14 protein-coding genes and 1 riboswitch are annotated in these 15,039 nt (G+C 73.1%); of the genes, 12 read left to right on the forward strand and 2 right to left on the reverse strand.

Going from position 1 to position 15,039, the window contains the following annotated elements; all coding sequences use genetic code 11:
• Positions 1 to 213 precede the first annotated feature (213 nt).
• From hpnC to ACIGW2_RS26380, 10 genes are all read left to right on the forward strand, one after another.
• Entirely contained in the window at positions 214 to 1,134 is a 921-nt protein-coding gene (gene hpnC / locus ACIGW2_RS26335) for a squalene synthase HpnC (RefSeq protein ID WP_391655987.1), read from the forward strand.
• Positions 1,131 to 2,081: a presqualene diphosphate synthase HpnD gene (hpnD, locus tag ACIGW2_RS26340; RefSeq protein WP_391655986.1), complete on the forward strand. Its 951-nt coding sequence runs from the start codon at positions 1,131 to 1,133 to the stop codon at positions 2,079 to 2,081. Before hpnC ends, hpnD begins: the two co-directional genes overlap by 4 nt.
• A 67-nt stretch (positions 2,082 to 2,148) precedes the next feature.
• A complete protein-coding gene (gene hpnE / locus ACIGW2_RS26345) occupies positions 2,149 to 3,579 on the forward strand; it encodes a hydroxysqualene dehydroxylase HpnE (RefSeq protein ID WP_391655985.1) in 1,431 nt (476 codons plus the stop codon).
• The gene (locus ACIGW2_RS26350; protein WP_399846384.1) at positions 3,576 to 4,676 is read left to right on the forward strand and encodes a polyprenyl synthetase family protein; all 1,101 of its coding nucleotides are present in this window, start codon (positions 3,576 to 3,578) and stop codon (positions 4,674 to 4,676) included. Before hpnE ends, ACIGW2_RS26350 begins: the two co-directional genes overlap by 4 nt.
• 119 nt (positions 4,677 to 4,795) lie before the next feature.
• Positions 4,796 to 6,841, forward strand: coding sequence for a squalene--hopene cyclase (shc, locus tag ACIGW2_RS26355; RefSeq protein WP_391655983.1), 2,046 nt, complete (start codon positions 4,796 to 4,798; stop codon positions 6,839 to 6,841).
• The gene (locus ACIGW2_RS26360) at positions 6,841 to 7,512 is read left to right on the forward strand and encodes a 1-hydroxy-2-methyl-2-butenyl 4-diphosphate reductase (protein WP_399846387.1); all 672 of its coding nucleotides are present in this window, start codon (positions 6,841 to 6,843) and stop codon (positions 7,510 to 7,512) included. Before shc ends, ACIGW2_RS26360 begins: the two co-directional genes overlap by 1 nt.
• Before the next feature lie 7 nt (positions 7,513 to 7,519).
• On the forward strand, positions 7,520 to 8,542 hold the full coding sequence (gene hpnH, locus ACIGW2_RS26365; RefSeq protein ID WP_356075070.1) for an adenosyl-hopene transferase HpnH: 1,023 nt from the start codon (positions 7,520 to 7,522) through the stop codon (positions 8,540 to 8,542).
• An 11-nt stretch (positions 8,543 to 8,553) separates the two neighbouring features.
• Complete coding sequence (locus tag ACIGW2_RS26370) at positions 8,554 to 9,939, forward strand: aspartate aminotransferase family protein (protein WP_391656159.1); 1,386 nt, start codon at positions 8,554 to 8,556, stop codon at positions 9,937 to 9,939.
• Positions 9,940 to 10,025: 86 nt separating this feature from the next.
• Complete coding sequence (locus ACIGW2_RS26375; protein ID WP_391655981.1) at positions 10,026 to 10,625, forward strand: helix-turn-helix domain-containing protein; 600 nt, start codon at positions 10,026 to 10,028, stop codon at positions 10,623 to 10,625.
• 18 nt (positions 10,626 to 10,643) lie between these two features.
• Positions 10,644 to 10,793, forward strand: a complete 150-nt coding sequence (locus ACIGW2_RS26380) for a DUF6126 family protein (RefSeq protein ID WP_356075065.1) — start codon at positions 10,644 to 10,646, stop codon at positions 10,791 to 10,793.
• Between the two features lie 36 nt (positions 10,794 to 10,829).
• Here the strand turns inward: ACIGW2_RS26380 and ACIGW2_RS26385 are convergent, their stop codons facing one another.
• On the reverse strand, positions 10,830 to 11,627 hold the full coding sequence (locus tag ACIGW2_RS26385) for a tyrosine-protein phosphatase (protein ID WP_399846392.1): 798 nt from the start codon (positions 11,625 to 11,627) through the stop codon (positions 10,830 to 10,832).
• Positions 11,628 to 12,001: 374 nt separating this feature from the next.
• Positions 12,002 to 12,158: riboswitch (cyclic di-AMP (ydaO/yuaA leader) on the forward strand.
• 4 nt (positions 12,159 to 12,162) lie between these two features.
• On the opposite strand from ACIGW2_RS26385, the gene ACIGW2_RS26390 reads away from it, so the two are divergent.
• Positions 12,163 to 13,128: a peptidoglycan DD-metalloendopeptidase family protein gene (locus ACIGW2_RS26390; RefSeq protein ID WP_399846394.1), complete on the forward strand. Its 966-nt coding sequence runs from the start codon at positions 12,163 to 12,165 to the stop codon at positions 13,126 to 13,128.
• Positions 13,129 to 13,299: 171 nt separating this feature from the next.
• Positions 13,300 to 14,094 carry an SGNH/GDSL hydrolase family protein gene (locus ACIGW2_RS26395; RefSeq protein ID WP_391655978.1) on the forward strand — a complete coding sequence of 265 codons (795 nt, stop codon included), beginning with the start codon at positions 13,300 to 13,302 and terminating at the stop codon, positions 14,092 to 14,094.
• A 52-nt stretch (positions 14,095 to 14,146) separates the two neighbouring features.
• On the opposite strand, the gene ACIGW2_RS26400 is transcribed toward ACIGW2_RS26395, so the two are convergent.
• Positions 14,147 to 15,034, reverse strand: a complete 888-nt coding sequence (locus ACIGW2_RS26400) for an STM4011 family radical SAM protein (protein ID WP_399846397.1) — start codon at positions 15,032 to 15,034, stop codon at positions 14,147 to 14,149.
• Between the last annotated feature and the right edge of the window lie 5 nt (positions 15,035 to 15,039).

Genomic DNA, 15,039 nt, shown 5'->3' on the forward strand with positions numbered 1-15,039 from the left:
CGTACAACGTAAGCTGTACCGGTCTGTTTCGCGGCAAGTGGGGCGATACCCCTCGGCGTCCGGGCCCCGGGCGGAGCGCCACGGGCAGGGCTCGGCGGCGTGTCCGAAATAGGATGGATTGGATCCGCGGTGTAGAACGGGAGATGTGACGGCCATGACGCAGAATCTCCAGCTCCACGAGGGTGTCGCCGTCCCCGCGTCGGGCAGCGGCCGGTGACCGGAACCCGGCAGGTGCGAGACCGGGACACCTCGCACGCCACACTCGGCAAGGCCGCGGACGAGAACTTCCCCGTGGCCCCCTTCTTCCTGCCGCGCGCCTGGCGCGACGACCTGATGGCCGTCTACGGCTTCGCCCGGCTCGTCGACGACATCGGCGACGGCGACCTCGCCCCCGGCGGCGCGGACGCCCGGCTGCTCGGCGTCGCCCCCGAGCACGCCGAGGACCGGCTCGCCCTCCTCGACGCCTTCGAGACCGACCTGCGGCGGGTCTTCGACCCCGCCGGCGACGGCCCCCACCACCCGCTGCTGCGCGCCCTCGTCCCCACCGTCGAGCGCCGTGCCCTGCCCGCCGAACCCTTCCTCGGCCTGGTCGCCGCCAACCGGCAGGACCAGCTCGTCAGCCGCTACGAGACCTACGAGGACCTGCTCGCCTACTGCGAGCTCTCCGCGAACCCGGTCGGCCGGCTCGTGCTCGGCATCACCGGCACCGCCACCCCCGAGCGGATCCGCCGCTCCGACGAGATCTGCACCGCGCTGCAGATCGTCGAGCACCTCCAGGACGTCGCCGAGGACCTGGCCCGCGACCGGGTCTACCTGCCGGCCGAGGACCTGAAGCGCTTCCACGTCACCGTCGACGACCTCGCCGCCCCCACCGCCGGGGCCTCCGTGCGCGCCCTGATCGCCTTCGAGGCCGACCGGGCCCGCGCCCTCCTCGACTCAGGAGCCCCGCTCGTCGGCAGCGTCCGCGGCCGGCTCCGGCTGCTGCTCGCCGGCTTCACCGCCGGCGGGTACGCGGCGCTCGACGCGATCGCCGCCGCCGGCTTCGACGTCCTGCCCGGGCCGCCCAAGGCCGCCAAACCGAGTCTGATGCGCCGGGCGGGCGCCGTCCTGCTCACGGCGCGGAAAGAGGGGTGAGCCGCACCGTGGAGGGACAGTCCCAGCCGTCGGCGCCGGTCCAGGCCGCGTACGGATACTGCGAGGCCGTCACCGGACAGCAGGCGCGCAACTTCGCCTACGGCATCCGGCTGCTGCCGACCGACAAGCGCCAGGCCATGTCCGCGCTGTACGCCTTCTCCCGGCGGGTCGACGACATCGGCGACGGCCCGCTCGCGCCCGCCGACAAGAAGGAGCGCCTGGAGGCGACCCGGGCGGTCCTCGCCCGGATCCGCGCCGGCGAGGTCGAGGAGGACGACACCGACCCGGTGGCCGTCGCCCTCGCCGACTCCGCCCGCCGCTTCCCGATCCCCCTGGAAGGCCTCGACGAGCTGATCGACGGCGTCCTCATGGACGTGCGCGGCGAGACCTACGAGACCTGGGACCAGCTCCGGGTCTACTGCCGCTGCGTCGCCGGCGCCATCGGCCGGCTCTCGCTCGGCGTGTTCGGCACCCAGCCCGGCGCGCAGGGCGCCGAACGCGCCCCCGAGTACGCCGACACCCTCGGCCTCGCCCTCCAGCTCACCAACATCCTGCGCGACGTCCGCGAGGACGCCGGCAACGGGCGCACCTACCTGCCCGCCGACGACCTGGCCAAGTTCGGCTGCTCCGCCGGCTTCGCCGCCGACACCCCGCCGCCCGGCGCCGACTTCGCCGGCCTCGTGCACTTCGAGGTCCGCCGCGCCCGCGCCCTGTTCGCCGAGGGCTACCGGCTGCTGCCCATGCTCGACCGCCGCAGCGGCGCCTGCGTCGCCGCCATGGCCGGCATCTACCGCCGCCTCCTCGACCGCATCGAGCGCGACCCCGGGGCCGTGCTCCGCGGCCGCGTCTCGCTCCCCGGCCGCGAGAAGGCCTACGTCGCCGTCCGCGGCCTGTCCGGCCTGGACGCCCGTCACATCTCCCGGCGCACCGTCAGGAGGCCGGCATGACCCTTGCCCACGGGACAACCCGCGGCCGCCGGACCGCGTCCCCGATCACGGACCGAGGGGAGACCGCATGACCGCCGACGACATCAGGGTCACCGGGGGCGCCACCGTCGTGCGCGGACACGGCGGGCGGCGGGCCCGTGCCGTCGTCGTCGGCGGCGGACTCGCCGGCGTCACCAGCGCCCTTCAGCTGGCCGAGGCCGGACTGCACGTCACCCTCCTCGAAGGCCGGCCCCGGCTCGGCGGACTCGCCTTCTCCTTCCGGCGCGGCGAGCTCACCGTCGACAACGGACAGCACGTCTACCTGCGCTGCTGCACCGGCTACCGCTGGTTCCTGGAGCGCGTCGGCGGCGCCCACCTGGCCCCCGTGCAGCGCCGCCTCGACGTCCCCGTGCTCGACGTCGGCCGCGCCGCCGGACCACGGCTCGGCCGGCTGCGGCGCACCAACCTGCCCGTACCCCTGCACCTGGCCGCCAGTCTCGCCACCTATCCGCACCTGTCGCCGGTCGAACGCGCCCAGGTCGCCCGGGCCGCCCTCGCGCTGAAGAAGCTCGACCCCGCCGACCCGGCCCTCGACGGCATCGACTTCGGCACCTGGCTCGGCCGGCACGGGCAGTCCGCCCGGTCCGTCGAGGCCCTGTGGGACCTGGTGGGCGTCGCCACCCTCAACGCCGTCGCCCCCGACGCCTCCATGGGCCTGGCCGCCAAGGTCTTCAAGACCGGGCTGCTCTCCGAGAACGGCGCCGCCGACATCGGCTGGGCCCACGTCCCGCTCGGCGAACTCCACGACACCCTGGCCCGCAAGGCCCTCGACGCCCTCGGCGTGCGCACCGAACTGCGCGCCCGGGCCGAGCGGATCACCCGCACCGACGACGGACACTGGACCGTCGACCTGCCCGGCGAGCGCCTGGAGGCCGACGTCGTCGTCCTCGCCGTCGCCCAGCGCGAGGCCCACGCCCTGCTGCCCGAGGGCGCCCTCGACGACCCCGACCGGCTCCTCGACATCGGCACCGCGCCCATCCTCAACGTGCACGTCGTCTACGACCGCAAGGTGCTCCGCCGGCCCTTCTTCACCGCCCTCGGCAGCCCCGTCCAGTGGGTCTTCGACCGCACCGAGTCCTCCGGGCTCACCGGCCCCGGCCAGTACCTGGCGGTCTCCCAGTCCGCCGCCCAGGACGAGATCGACGAGCCGGTGGCCGTGCTCCGCGAGCGCTACCTCCCGGAGCTGGAGCGGCTGCTGCCCGCGGCCCGCGGCGCCGGCGTCCGCGACTTCTTCGTGACCCGGGAGCGGACCGCCACCTTCGCCCCGACCCCTGGCGTCGGCCGGCTCCGGCCCGGCGCCCGCACCCGCGCGCCCGGCCTCTACCTGGCCGGCGCATGGACCGCCACCGGCTGGCCCGCGACCATGGAGGGTGCCGTCCGCAGCGGCTTCAGCGCCGCGGGCGCCGCGCTCTCCGCACTCGGCCGCCACTACGACCATCCGCTGCAGGAGGCGGCATGAGTGTGAGTACCGGAACTAGAGGAGAGACCGTGCCGACTGTGCCACCGGGGAATCCGGCTGTCGACACCGCGGACGTCGCCGCACTGCTGGAGCGGGGCCGCGCCCTGACCACGCCCGTCATGCGGGCGGCCGTGGACCGCCTCGCGCCGCCCATGGACACCGTGGCCGCCTACCACTTCGGCTGGATCGACGCGCTCGGCCGGCCCACCGAGGGCGACAGCGGCAAGGCGGTGCGCCCCGCGCTCGCCCTGATCTCCGCCGAGGCCATGGGCGCCGCCCCCGAGGTCGGCATCCCCGGCGCCGTCGCCGTGGAGCTGGTGCACAACTTCTCGCTGCTCCACGACGACCTCATGGACGGCGACGAGCAGCGCCGCCACCGCGACACGGTGTGGAAGGTGTACGGCCCGGCCCAGGCCATCCTGGTCGGCGACGCCCTCTCCGCCCTCGCCAACGAACTGCTCCTCGAACTCGGCACCGCCGAGGCCGGCCGCGCCACCCGCCGGCTGACCACCGCCAACCGCAAGCTCATCGACGGGCAGGCGCAGGACATCTCCTACGAGCACCGCGAGCGGGTCACCGTCGAGGAGTGCCTGGAGATGGAGGGCAACAAGACCGGCGCCCTGCTCGCCTGCGCCGCGTCCATCGGCGCCGTCCTCGCGGGCGCCGACGACCGCACCGCCGACAAGCTGGAGGAGTACGGCTACCACCTGGGCCTCGCCTTCCAGGCCGTGGACGACCTCCTCGGCATCTGGGGCGACCCGGACTCCACCGGCAAGCAGACCTGGTCCGACCTGCGCCAGCGCAAGAAGTCGCTGCCCGTCGTCGCCGCCCTCGCGGCCGGCGGCCCGGCCTCCGAGCGGCTCGGCGAACTGCTCGCCGCCGACGCCAAGAGCACCGACTTCGACTCCTTCTCGGAGGCCGAGTTCGCCGCCCGCGCCGCCCTCATCGAGGAGGCCGGCGGCCGGGACTGGACCTCCCAGGAGGCCCGCCGCCAGCACGAGATCGCCGTCCGCGCCCTGCACGAGGTGGACCTCCCGGTCCGGGTGCGGGACCAGCTGACGGCACTGGCCGATTTCGTCGTCGTACGGAAGAGATGATCACCATCGCTCTGATATGAGTGCGCAGTCGCCGGCCGGTGCCACCCGGCACCGGCCGACGGCAGACCCGAAGAAGCAGAAAGTACGCCCGAGTACACCGCCTGCACGAAGGGGAAGCCATGACAGCGACGACCGACGGAAGCGCCGGGGCCATGGGACCCCGAGCGGCCGCGGCCAGCGACACCACCACCGCCACCACCACGCCCGACGCCGGCACGCCCACGACGACGACCACCGTCGCGCCCGCGTTCGCCTCCCAGGGCGCCCTCGACAAGGCCGCCGCCCTCGCGGCCGAACGCTCCGTCGCCCACCTCCTCGGCCGCCAGGACCCCGAGGGCTGGTGGAAGGGCGACCTGGAGACCAACGTCACCATGGACGCCGAGGACCTGCTGCTCCGCCGGTTCCTGGGCATCCTCGACCCCGCCACCACCCGCGCCGCCGCCCTGCACATCCGCGGCGAGCAGCGCGCCGACGGCACCTGGGCCACCTTCCACGGCGGGCCCGCCGAACTCTCCACCACCATCGAGGCCTACGTCGCCCTCCGGCTCGCCGGCGACGCCCCCGAGGACCCGCACATGGCACGGGCCGCCGCCTGGGTCCGCGCACAGGGCGGCATCGCCGAGGCCCGCGTCTTCACCCGGATCTGGCTCGCCCTCTTCGGCTGGTGGCGCTGGGACGACCTGCCGGAGCTGCCGCCCGAACTGGTCTTCCTGCCCAGCTGGTTCCCGCTCAACATCTACGACTTCGGCTGCTGGGCCCGGCAGACGATCGTGCCGCTCACCGTCGTCTCCGCCAAGCGGCCGGTGCGGCCCGCGCCCTTCGCGCTCGACGAGCTGCACACCGACCCGGCCCGCCCCAACCCGGGCAAGCCCCTGGCCCAGGCGGCCAGTTGGGACGGCTTCTTCCAGCGCGTCGACAAGGGCCTGCACCTCTACCGCAAGGTCGCCCCGCGCCGGCTGCGCAAGGCCGCCATGAACGTCGCGGCCCGCTGGATCATCGAGCGCCAGGAGAACGACGGCTGCTGGGGCGGCATCCAGCCCCCCGCCGTCTACTCGGTCATCGCCCTGCACCTGCTCGGCTACGACCTGGAACACCCGGTGATGAAGGCCGGCCTGGAGTCCCTCGACCGCTTCGCCGTGTGGCGGGAGGACGGCGCCCGGATGATCGAGGCCTGCCAGTCCCCGGTCTGGGACACCTGCCTCGCCACCATCGCGCTCGCCGACGCGGGCGTACGGCCCGATCACCCGGCCCTGGTGAAGGCGGCCGACTGGATGCTCGGCGAGGAGATCACCCGCAAGGGCGACTGGGCGGTGCGCCGGCCCCAACTGCCCCCGGGCGGCTGGGCCTTCGAGTTCCACAACGACAACTACCCGGACATCGACGACACCGCCGAGGTGATCCTGGCACTGCGCCGGGTCAAGCACCCCGACCCGGCCCGGCTCGACGCGGCCGTCGCCCGCGGCGCCCGCTGGACCCACGGCATGCAGTCGAGGAACGGCGCCTGGGGCGCCTTCGACGCCGACAACACCAGCCCCTTCCCCAACCGGCTGCCGTTCTGCGACTTCGGCGAGGTGATCGACCCGCCCTCGGCCGACGTCACCGCCCACGTCGTGGAGATGCTCGCCTGGGAGGGCCGCGCCGACGACCCCGCCACCCGCCGGGGCATCGAGTGGCTGCTCGCCGAACAGGAGCCCAGCGGCGCCTGGTTCGGCCGCTGGGGCGTCAACTACGTCTACGGCACCGGCTCCGTGGTGCCCGCCCTCACCGCCGCCGGGATCCCGCGCAGCCACCCCGCGATCCGCCGCGCGGTCGGCTGGCTGCGGTCCGTGCAGAACGAGGACGGCGGCTGGGGCGAGGACCTGCGCTCGTACAGGGAAGAGGCCTGGATCGGGCACGGCGAGTCCACCGCCTCGCAGACCGCCTGGGCGCTGATCGCGCTGCTCGCGGCCGGCGAGCGGGACTCCGAGGCGGTCCGCCGCGGCATCGCCTGGCTGGCCCGGACCCAGCGCGAGGACGGCTCCTGGGACGAGCCCCAGTTCACCGGCACCGGCTTCCCCTGGGACTTCTCCATCAACTACCACCTCTACCGCCAGGTCTTCCCGCTCACCGCGCTCGGCCGCTACGTGAACGGGGAACCGGCCCTGCCCGGCCGGGGGCCCCGCTGATGGGCGGGCCGCCCGCGGCCGGGGCGGCCGGGGACCCGGGGTCCGCCGTGCCGCCGCTGGTCGTCGCCTGCGCGCTCGGCATCGAGAAGCTGGCGCTGCGCAGCGGCGACCGGGGCGGCGCCCCCGCGCCGGTCACCGTGGTGCGCACCGGCATGGGTCCGGCGCACGCCCGGCGGGCCGTCGGCCGCACCCTCGGCCGGGAGGCCTGGCGGGACGCCGCCGTGATCGCCTCCGGCTTCTGCGCCGGGCTCGCGCCCGGCATGCACCCCGGCGACATCGTCGTCGCCGAGGAGACCCGAGGCCCGGACGGCACCACCCCCTGCGTCGGCACCGACCTGCTGGTCAAGGCGCTGACCCGGGCGCTGCCCGGCCGCACCGTCCACACCGGCCCGCTGACCGGCTCCGACCACGTCGTGCGCGGCCCCGAGCGGGCCGCGCTGCGGGCCGGCGGCGCCATCGCCGTCGACATGGAGTCGGCCGCCACCCTGAGCACGGCCGTGGCCGCCGGAGCCCGCCCGGTTGCGGCCGTACGGGTGGTCGTGGACGCTCCAGAACATGAACTGGTCCGGATCGGCACGGTGCGCGGGGGAATATCGGCCTTCCGTGTGCTGCGTGCGGTCCTACCCGCATTCCTCGAATGGCACCGTTCTTTGCTGCTCCCCAGGAGGTGAACGAGTTATGGCCATGCCGCTCCGTCAGTCCATCCGGGTCGGGACCTATCTCTTCGAACAGAAGCTCCGCAAGCGGGACAAGTTCCCGCTGATCGTCGAGCTGGAGCCGCTCTTCGCCTGCAACCTCAAGTGCGAGGGCTGCGGCAAGATCCAGCACCCGGCCGGTGTGCTCAAGCAGCGCATGCCGGTGGCCCAGGCGGTCGGCGCCGTCCTGGAGTCCGGGGCGCCGATGGTGTCCATCGCCGGCGGCGAGCCGCTGATGCACCCCCAGATCGACGAGATCGTGCGCCAGCTGGTGGCGAAGCGCAAATACGTCTTCCTGTGCACCAACGCCATGCTGCTGCGCAAGAAGCTGGACAAGTTCACGCCCTCCCCCTATTTCGCCTTCGCGGTGCACATCGACGGGCTGCGCGAGCGGCACGACGAATCGGTGGCGAAGGAGGGGGTGTTCGACGAGGCGGTGGCGGCGATCAAGGAGGCCAAGCGGCGCGGCTTCCGGGTCACCACCAATTCCACCTTCTTCAACACCGACACCCCGCAGACGATCATCGAGGTGCTGAACTTCCTCAATGACGACCTCCAGGTCGACGAAATGATGATCTCGCCCGCGTATGCCTACGAGAAGGCCCCCGACCAGGAACACTTCCTGGGCGTGGAGCAGACCAGGGAGCTCTTCAAGAAGGCCTTCGCGGGTGGAAACCGGCGCCGCTGGCGGCTGAACCACTCGCCGCTCTTCCTGGACTTCCTGGAGGGCAAGGCCGACTTCCCCTGCACCGCCTGGGCGATCCCCAACTACTCGCTCTTCGGGTGGCAGCGCCCCTGCTATCTGATGAGCGACGGCTACGTCCCGACGTACCGCGAGCTCATCGAGGAGACGGACTGGGACAAGTACGGCCGCGGCAAGGACCCGCGCTGCGCCAACTGCATGGCCCACTGCGGCTACGAGCCCACCGCCGTCCTCGCCACCATGGGCTCCCTCAAGGAGTCGCTCCGCGCGGTCCGCGAGACCGTGGGCGGGAACAACGGGTGAGCGAGCGCGCCATGACCGGTGAGTTCGACCTGCGGGCGCTGCTCGCCGAGCGCGGCGGCGAGCGCTACGAGCTGCACGCCCGCCACCTCAACCACCAGCTCCCGCGGATGCTCCGCACCATCGGCTTCGACAAGGTCTACGAGCGGGCCGAGGGCGCCCACTTCTGGGACGCCGAGGGCAACGACTACCTCGACATGCTCGCCGGCTTCGGCGTCATGGGCCTGGGCCGGCACCACCCCGTGGTCCGGCAGGCCCTGCACGACGTGCTCGACGCCCAGCTCGCCGACCTCACCCGCTTCGACTGCCAGCCGCTGCCCGGGCTGCTCGCCGAGCGGCTGCTCGCCCACAGCCCCCACCTCGACCGGGTCTTCTTCGGCAACAGCGGCACCGAGGCCGTCGAGACGGCCCTGAAGTTCGCCCGGTACGCCACCGGCCGGCCGAGGATCGTCTACTGCGCGCACGCCTTCCACGGCCTCACCACCGGCTCCCTCTCGGTCAACGGGGAGAAGGGCTTCCGGGACGGCTTCGCGCCGCTGCTGCCCGACACGGCGATCGGGCTCGGCGACCTCGACGCCCTGGAGCGGGAGCTGCGCCGGGGCGACGTCGCGGGCTTCGTCGTCGAGCCGATCCAGGGCAAGGGCGTGCACGAGGCCCCGCCGGGCTTCCTCAAGGCGGCCCAGGAGCTGCTGCACCGGCACGGCGCGCTCCTGATCGCCGACGAGGTGCAGACCGGCCTGGGCCGGACCGGCGACTTCTACGCGTACCAGCACGAGGACGGCGTCGAACCGGACCTGGTCTGCGTCGCCAAGGCGCTCTCCGGCGGCTACGTCCCGGTCGGCGCCACCCTCGGCAAGGACTGGATCTTCAAGAAGGTCTACTCCTCGATGGACCGGGTGCTCGTCCACTCGGCCAGCTTCGGCTCCAACGCGCAGGCCATGGCCGCCGGGCTCGCGGTGCTCTCGGTCATGGAGTCCGAGGACACCGTGGCCCACGTGCGCCGGGTCGGCGGGCTGCTCGCCGACCGGCTGCGCGCGCTCGTCCCGCGCTACGAGCTCCTGAAGGAGATCCGCGGCCGCGGGCTGATGATCGGCATCGAGTTCGGCCGCCCGAGCTCCCTCGGCCTGCGCAGCCGCTGGACCATGCTCCAGGCGGCCCGCAAGGGGCTCTTCGCCCAGATGGTCGTGGTGCCGCTGCTCCAGCGCCACCGGATCCTCACCCAGGTCTCCGGGGACCACCTGGAGGTGATCAAGCTCATCCCGCCGCTGGTCGTCGACGAGGCGGACGTCGAGCGCTTCGTGACCGCGTTCACGGCCGTGATGGACGAGGCCCACGCCGGCGGCGGACTGCTGTGGGACTTCGGGAAGACGCTGGTCAAGCAGGCGGTCGCGCAGCGCTGACCGGAATCAGCCGGTTTCCGCGCACGGGCTTTTGCCTCTGAGGCAAGAAAGTTGCCTCAGAGGCACGGGCCTGGCGCAATGGACGCATGGACCACGTCACCGACGTCCTCCCGGACGTCGCTCCGCAGCTGCGGGCCCTGCGCCGCAGGCGCGGGCTCACCCTGGAGGCGGCCGCCCAGCGGGCCGGGCTCTCGCCGGCCCACCTCTCCCGTCTGGAGACGGGGAACCGGCAGCCCTCGCTGCCGATGCTGCTCGCCCTCGCCCGTATCTACGGTACGACGGTCTCCGAGCTGCTCGGCGAGGCGCCGCCGGAGCGCGACCCGGTCGTGCGGGCCGGGCGCTCCGAACCGGTCGAGGCCGACGGCTGGGTCTACCGGCAGGCCGGCGGCGCGGGCCGCGCCATGCAGGCGCTGCGCGTCCACGTCCCGTACGCCACCAGCACCGACATCGTACGGGTCCATCCGGGCGAGGAGTGGATCCACGTCCTCGAGGGGCGGGTCAGGCTCGCGCTGGGCGAGACCGTGCACGTCCTCGATCCCGGGGACAGCGCGCACTTCGACTCGCTCACCCCGCACCGGATCGGCGCCGCGACCCCGTCGGGTGCCGAGCTGCTGTTCGTCCACACCCTGATGCAGAGTCCCGCCGCCGAGCTGTGCCTCGGTGACGGCACCCCGCATCGACGCTGAGGCCCAGAAAGGACCGACATGTCCGAGAAGTCCGTACCGGTCACCGGCGAGGAGCGCGGTGAGGGCAAGTTCCCCAAGGGGCTGGTGCTCCGGCTCTTCGCCTATCTGGTCGCCGGCCACGTCTTCGCCGCGTTCCTGTATCTCCTCTTCGCGATGGGGGCGAAGTAGCCCGTAGCGGGCTGATCGCCCCCGTCGGGCGGCGGTCTACGCCTCGGTGACCAGCCGCTCGCGCAGCCGCTCCCGGGTTGCGGGGGCGAGCCGCAGGCCCTCCGTCAGATAGACGTCGACCGAGCCCCAGGTCTGCTCGATCGTCTCGAAGGCGGCCCGCAGGTACTCCGCCCGCGCGTCGAAGAGCGGACCCAGTAGCTCCATCACCTCGGGCGCCATGGCGTCCGGGTCGGTGGAGCTGCGCTGGATCTTGTAGCGGCGGTGCGGGGCGCCGGACTTGAGGTAGTCCTCCTCGATCGCCTCGCGCTCCACGCCGACCGCGAGCAGCGAGACCGCGATCGCCAGGCCCGCGCGGTCCTTGCCGGCGGCGCAGTGCATCAGGGCGGGGACGCTGTCCTCGGCCATCGCGTGCAGCACCCGGCTGTGTTCCGGAGCCTTCTCGACCACCATCTTCCGATACGAAGCGGACATCCTGGCCGCCGCCTTGCCGTCGCCCAGCAGTTCACGCAGCTGCGCCAGGTCGCCCGTGCGCACCATGTGCCAGAACTCCTTGCCGTCGGCGGGGTCGCTCAGGGGTATGTTCACGTTCCGCACGCCGGGCAGCTCGACGTCCGGGCCCTCGATCCGCCGGTCGGCCTCGTTGCGGAAGTCGAAGACCGTGTGCAGCCCGAGTCCGGCCAGGAAGTGCGCGTCCTCGGTCGTGGCGTGCGCCAGGTGACCGCTGCGGAACAGGCGTCCGGGGCGCACGGACCGGCCGTCCACGGTCGGCAGACCGCCCACGTCGCGGAAGTTGCGTACGCCGGTGAGCTCGGGCTCGGTCGTCGCTTGCGTCACGGTTGCTCCTGCTCGTCGAGATCGGTTCCTCGGGCAATCATCATGGCTCCCGGCCCGTTCGGGCACCCCCTCGGGAGGGAATGGGTGATCTGCCCGAATTGAGCGATTGAGGATAAGGCGCCCTGGTTGCAGGGGAGATGGGAATCGGGGCGTGAGCAGCGTCATACACGTGACGGACCGTTGCTGATCGTCTTTTCCAAATTCCCCCCGGCAAAGGGAAATCGAGAGAACGGCATCAACGGAGGGTCACCGGAATTCCGGCTCGCATTCACCGTGTTCGAGATCGAATGGAACCGGCGGCTTGTTCCGCTCGTCCCCGCTCGTCTAGCGTCGCGCTCACTCCGGACGGACCGCCGAATCCTGCCGCCGCCCGGAATCCGCACTCACCCGTACACGGCAGGAGCGGGGGACCCAGGTACGTCGCCGTCCTCCCGAAGAGAAGGACGGCTCGGGGTGAAGCCGCGCGTCCGCGCGGCCGGACATCTCCAGTCCGAACCCGACAGCTCACCTCGCAGGCGACGGAGAGGACACCGCCATGCCCGCGAAGGGTAAGCACCGCCGTACCAAGGCCAACCCCATCACCCGCGGGTTCGTGGCCGCCGGCGCCGGAGGCGCCGTCGTCGCCCTCCCGCTGATCGGCGCCACCGGCGCGCACGCCGCCGAGCAGGCCGCCGCACCCGCCGCCCCGCGCCAGGCCGTCGCCGCCGCCGCGCCCGCCGCCGTCACCCCCGCCAAGGCCCCGGCCGCCAAGAGCACCACGTACACCGTCGTGCGCGGCGACTACCTGTCGAAGATCGCCACCGAGCACCGGCTCGCCGGCGGCTGGCAGAAGCTCTACCGCGACAACCGCCAGGTCGTCGGCGAGGACCCCTCGCTGATCCTGCCCGGCATGAAGCTCACCCTCGGCGCGAAGAACCCGGCCAAGGCCGCCCCCGCGCCCAAGGCCGCCGCACCGAAGGCCCCCGCGGCCAAGAGCGCGCCCAAGAGCACCGCCAAGAACGGCGACACCGCCCCGAGCCGCGCCTCGCGCGGCACCGAGCGCGCCGCCGCCCCGGCCGCCCCCGCCACCGCCCCGGCCGCGGCCCCGGCCGCCTCCTCCGGCTGGGTCGCCCCGGTCAGCGGCGGCATCGGCACCCCGTACCGCGCCTCCGGCTCCATGTGGTCCTCCGGCTACCACACCGGTGTCGATTTCATCGCCTCCACCGGCACCACCGTCCGCGCGGTCGGCCCCGGCACCGTCTACTCCGCCGGCTGGGGCGGCGCCTACGGCAACCAGGTCGTCATCCAGCACGCCGACGGCACCTTCTCGCAGTACGCCCACCTCTCCTCGCTGTCCGTCTCCGCCGGACAGACTGTGAGCGGCGGCCAGCAGATCGGCCTCTCCGGCGCCACCGGCAACGTCACCGGACCGCACCTGCACTTCGAGATGCGCACCGGGCCGGAGTACGGCTCCGACATCGACCCGCTGGCCGTCCTGCGCCAGCACGGCGTGGGCATCTGACACCACGTCACCCCGGCCCCGTCCGGACAGCACCCGGAGGCCCGGCACGCACGTGCCGGGCCTCCGGCGTATTCCGGCTTGGTGGAATCTTTATCGGTGGCATATGTCACCCGCCGTCAACCCCTCCTTACGGTCGCGTAGGTCACATCCCGAAGGGAAAGATGTGGTCCCGTGGCAGACGATTCGAGATCACCAGACAAGAACGCATTCGGGTCGTACGCGGCGATCGGTGACAGCTTCACCGAGGGCGTCGGAGACCCCGGGCCCGACGGGACGTACGTCGGCTGGGCGGACCGGTTCGCGGTCCTGCTCGCCGACCAACTGCCGGAGCACGACGAGTTCCGGTACGCCAATCTCGCCGTACGGGGGCGCCTGCTCGACCAGATCGTCGCGGAACAGGTCCCGCGGGCGAAGGAACTCGCCCCCGACCTCGTGACCTTCTGCGCCGGCGGCAACGACATCATCCGCCCCGGCACCGACCCCGACGACGTGGCCGAGCGCTTCGAGCGCGCGGTGGCCGACCTCACCTCCGCCGTCGGCACCGTCATGGTGACCACGGGCTTCGACACCCGCGACGTGACCCTGCTCAAGCACCTGCGCGGCAAGATCGCCACCTACAACGGGCACGTCCGGGCCATCGCCGACCGCTACGGCTGCCCCGTGCTCGACCTGTGGTCGCTGAGGTCCGTCCAGGACCGGCGCGCCTGGGACGAGGACCGGCTCCACCTCTCGCCCGAGGGCCACACCCGGGTCGCGCTGCGCGCCGCCCAGGTCCTCGGCATGCGGGTGCCGGCCGACCCGGAGCAGCCCTGGCCGCCGCAGCCGCCGCGCGGCACCCTGGAGGTCCGCAAGGACGACATCCACTGGGCCAAGGAGTACCTGGTGCCGTGGATCGGACGCCGGCTGCGCGGCGAGAGCTCCGGCGACCACGTCGAGGCCAAGCGCCCCGACCTGCTGCCGCTCTAGATCGACTTCCTCCGGATCGGGCCGGGCTTCCGGGCAAGCCCGGTCTTCCGGATCAGATCGGCAGCACCGGCAGCACCGGCAGCGGCGGCCGCCCGGGCGGGTTCGCCGGGACGCGTTCCAGGACGCCCCCGGCGAACACGTCGTACAACGGCAGCGTCTCCAGGTGCACGTAGCCGATGTGGCAGTCGCACACGGCCAGCGGACACGGCCGGGGCCGCAGCGCCGCCCGGTACGAACCGTCGTAGAGGTTGCCCAGCTCGGCCCGGACGAAGTGGCAGCGCCGCACCGTCCCGTCGCCGTCCACCGAGACCACCGACGCGCCGGTGCGGCAGGGCAGCCCCGCCGAGGCGTGCGGATGCCGGCTGTACGGGAAGAGCGGGTCGAGCGCCGTCCACTCGGCGGCCTCGGCGTCGGTGTACGTGTGCCCCTCCGCCGCGTTCACCCACAGGTACACCCGCTCCGGCAGCGCCGCGCGCAGCCGCCGCGCGTGCTCCCGGTGCTCGGGCAGCCCCACGATGCCCACGCTGAACCGCACCCCGCGCCCCGCCAGCTCCCGGCACTTGCCGAGGAAGCGCTCGTACGGCGTCTGGCCCGGGTGGTAGGTGCACCACAGCGCCACCGTGCCGAGGTCCGCCTCGGCGAGCCAGTCGGTGCGGCAGCTCAGATTGGTCTGGATCGCCACCCGCTCCACGTGCGGCAGCCGGGACAGCTCCACGAGCGTGCGCCGGTACCAGGACCGCACCAGGCCCTCGCCCCACGGCGTGAACAGGATCCGCAGCCGGTCCCCGGTCTGCCCGGCCGCCCAGCCGGCGAAGCGCTCCAGGGCCGCCCGGTCGGCCCGCAGCTGCTCCGGGCTGTCCCGCCGCTTGGCGAACGGGCAGTAGGGGCAGTCGTAGTCGCAGGAGGCGAGCGGCCCCCGGTAGAGCACGGTCAGGTCCATCGCCG

The organism is Streptomyces sp. NPDC053541, assembly GCF_044544705.1.
Lineage (GTDB): Bacteria > Actinomycetota > Actinomycetes > Streptomycetales > Streptomycetaceae > Streptomyces.

What these genes read in the sequence shown, in the direction of transcription:
- hpnE (WP_391655985.1), top strand. Translation starts at nt 2,149, where the DNA reads ATGACCGCCGACGACATCAGGGTCACCGGGGGCGCCACCGTCGTGCGC.
- ACIGW2_RS26350 (WP_399846384.1), top strand. Translation starts at nt 3,576, where the DNA reads ATGAGTGTGAGTACCGGAACTAGAGGAGAGACCGTGCCGACTGTGCCA.
- shc (WP_391655983.1), top strand. Translation starts at nt 4,796, where the DNA reads ATGACAGCGACGACCGACGGAAGCGCCGGGGCCATGGGACCCCGAGCG.
- ACIGW2_RS26360 (WP_399846387.1), top strand. Translation starts at nt 6,841, where the DNA reads ATGGGCGGGCCGCCCGCGGCCGGGGCGGCCGGGGACCCGGGGTCCGCC.
- hpnH (WP_356075070.1), top strand. Translation starts at nt 7,520, where the DNA reads ATGGCCATGCCGCTCCGTCAGTCCATCCGGGTCGGGACCTATCTCTTC.
- ACIGW2_RS26370 (WP_391656159.1), top strand. Translation starts at nt 8,554, where the DNA reads ATGACCGGTGAGTTCGACCTGCGGGCGCTGCTCGCCGAGCGCGGCGGC.
- ACIGW2_RS26375 (WP_391655981.1), top strand. Translation starts at nt 10,026, where the DNA reads ATGGACCACGTCACCGACGTCCTCCCGGACGTCGCTCCGCAGCTGCGG.
- ACIGW2_RS26380 (WP_356075065.1), top strand. Translation starts at nt 10,644, where the DNA reads ATGTCCGAGAAGTCCGTACCGGTCACCGGCGAGGAGCGCGGTGAGGGC.
- ACIGW2_RS26390 (WP_399846394.1), top strand. Translation starts at nt 12,163, where the DNA reads ATGCCCGCGAAGGGTAAGCACCGCCGTACCAAGGCCAACCCCATCACC.
- ACIGW2_RS26400 (WP_399846397.1), bottom strand. Translation starts at nt 15,034, where the DNA reads ATGGACCTGACCGTGCTCTACCGGGGGCCGCTCGCCTCCTGCGACTAC.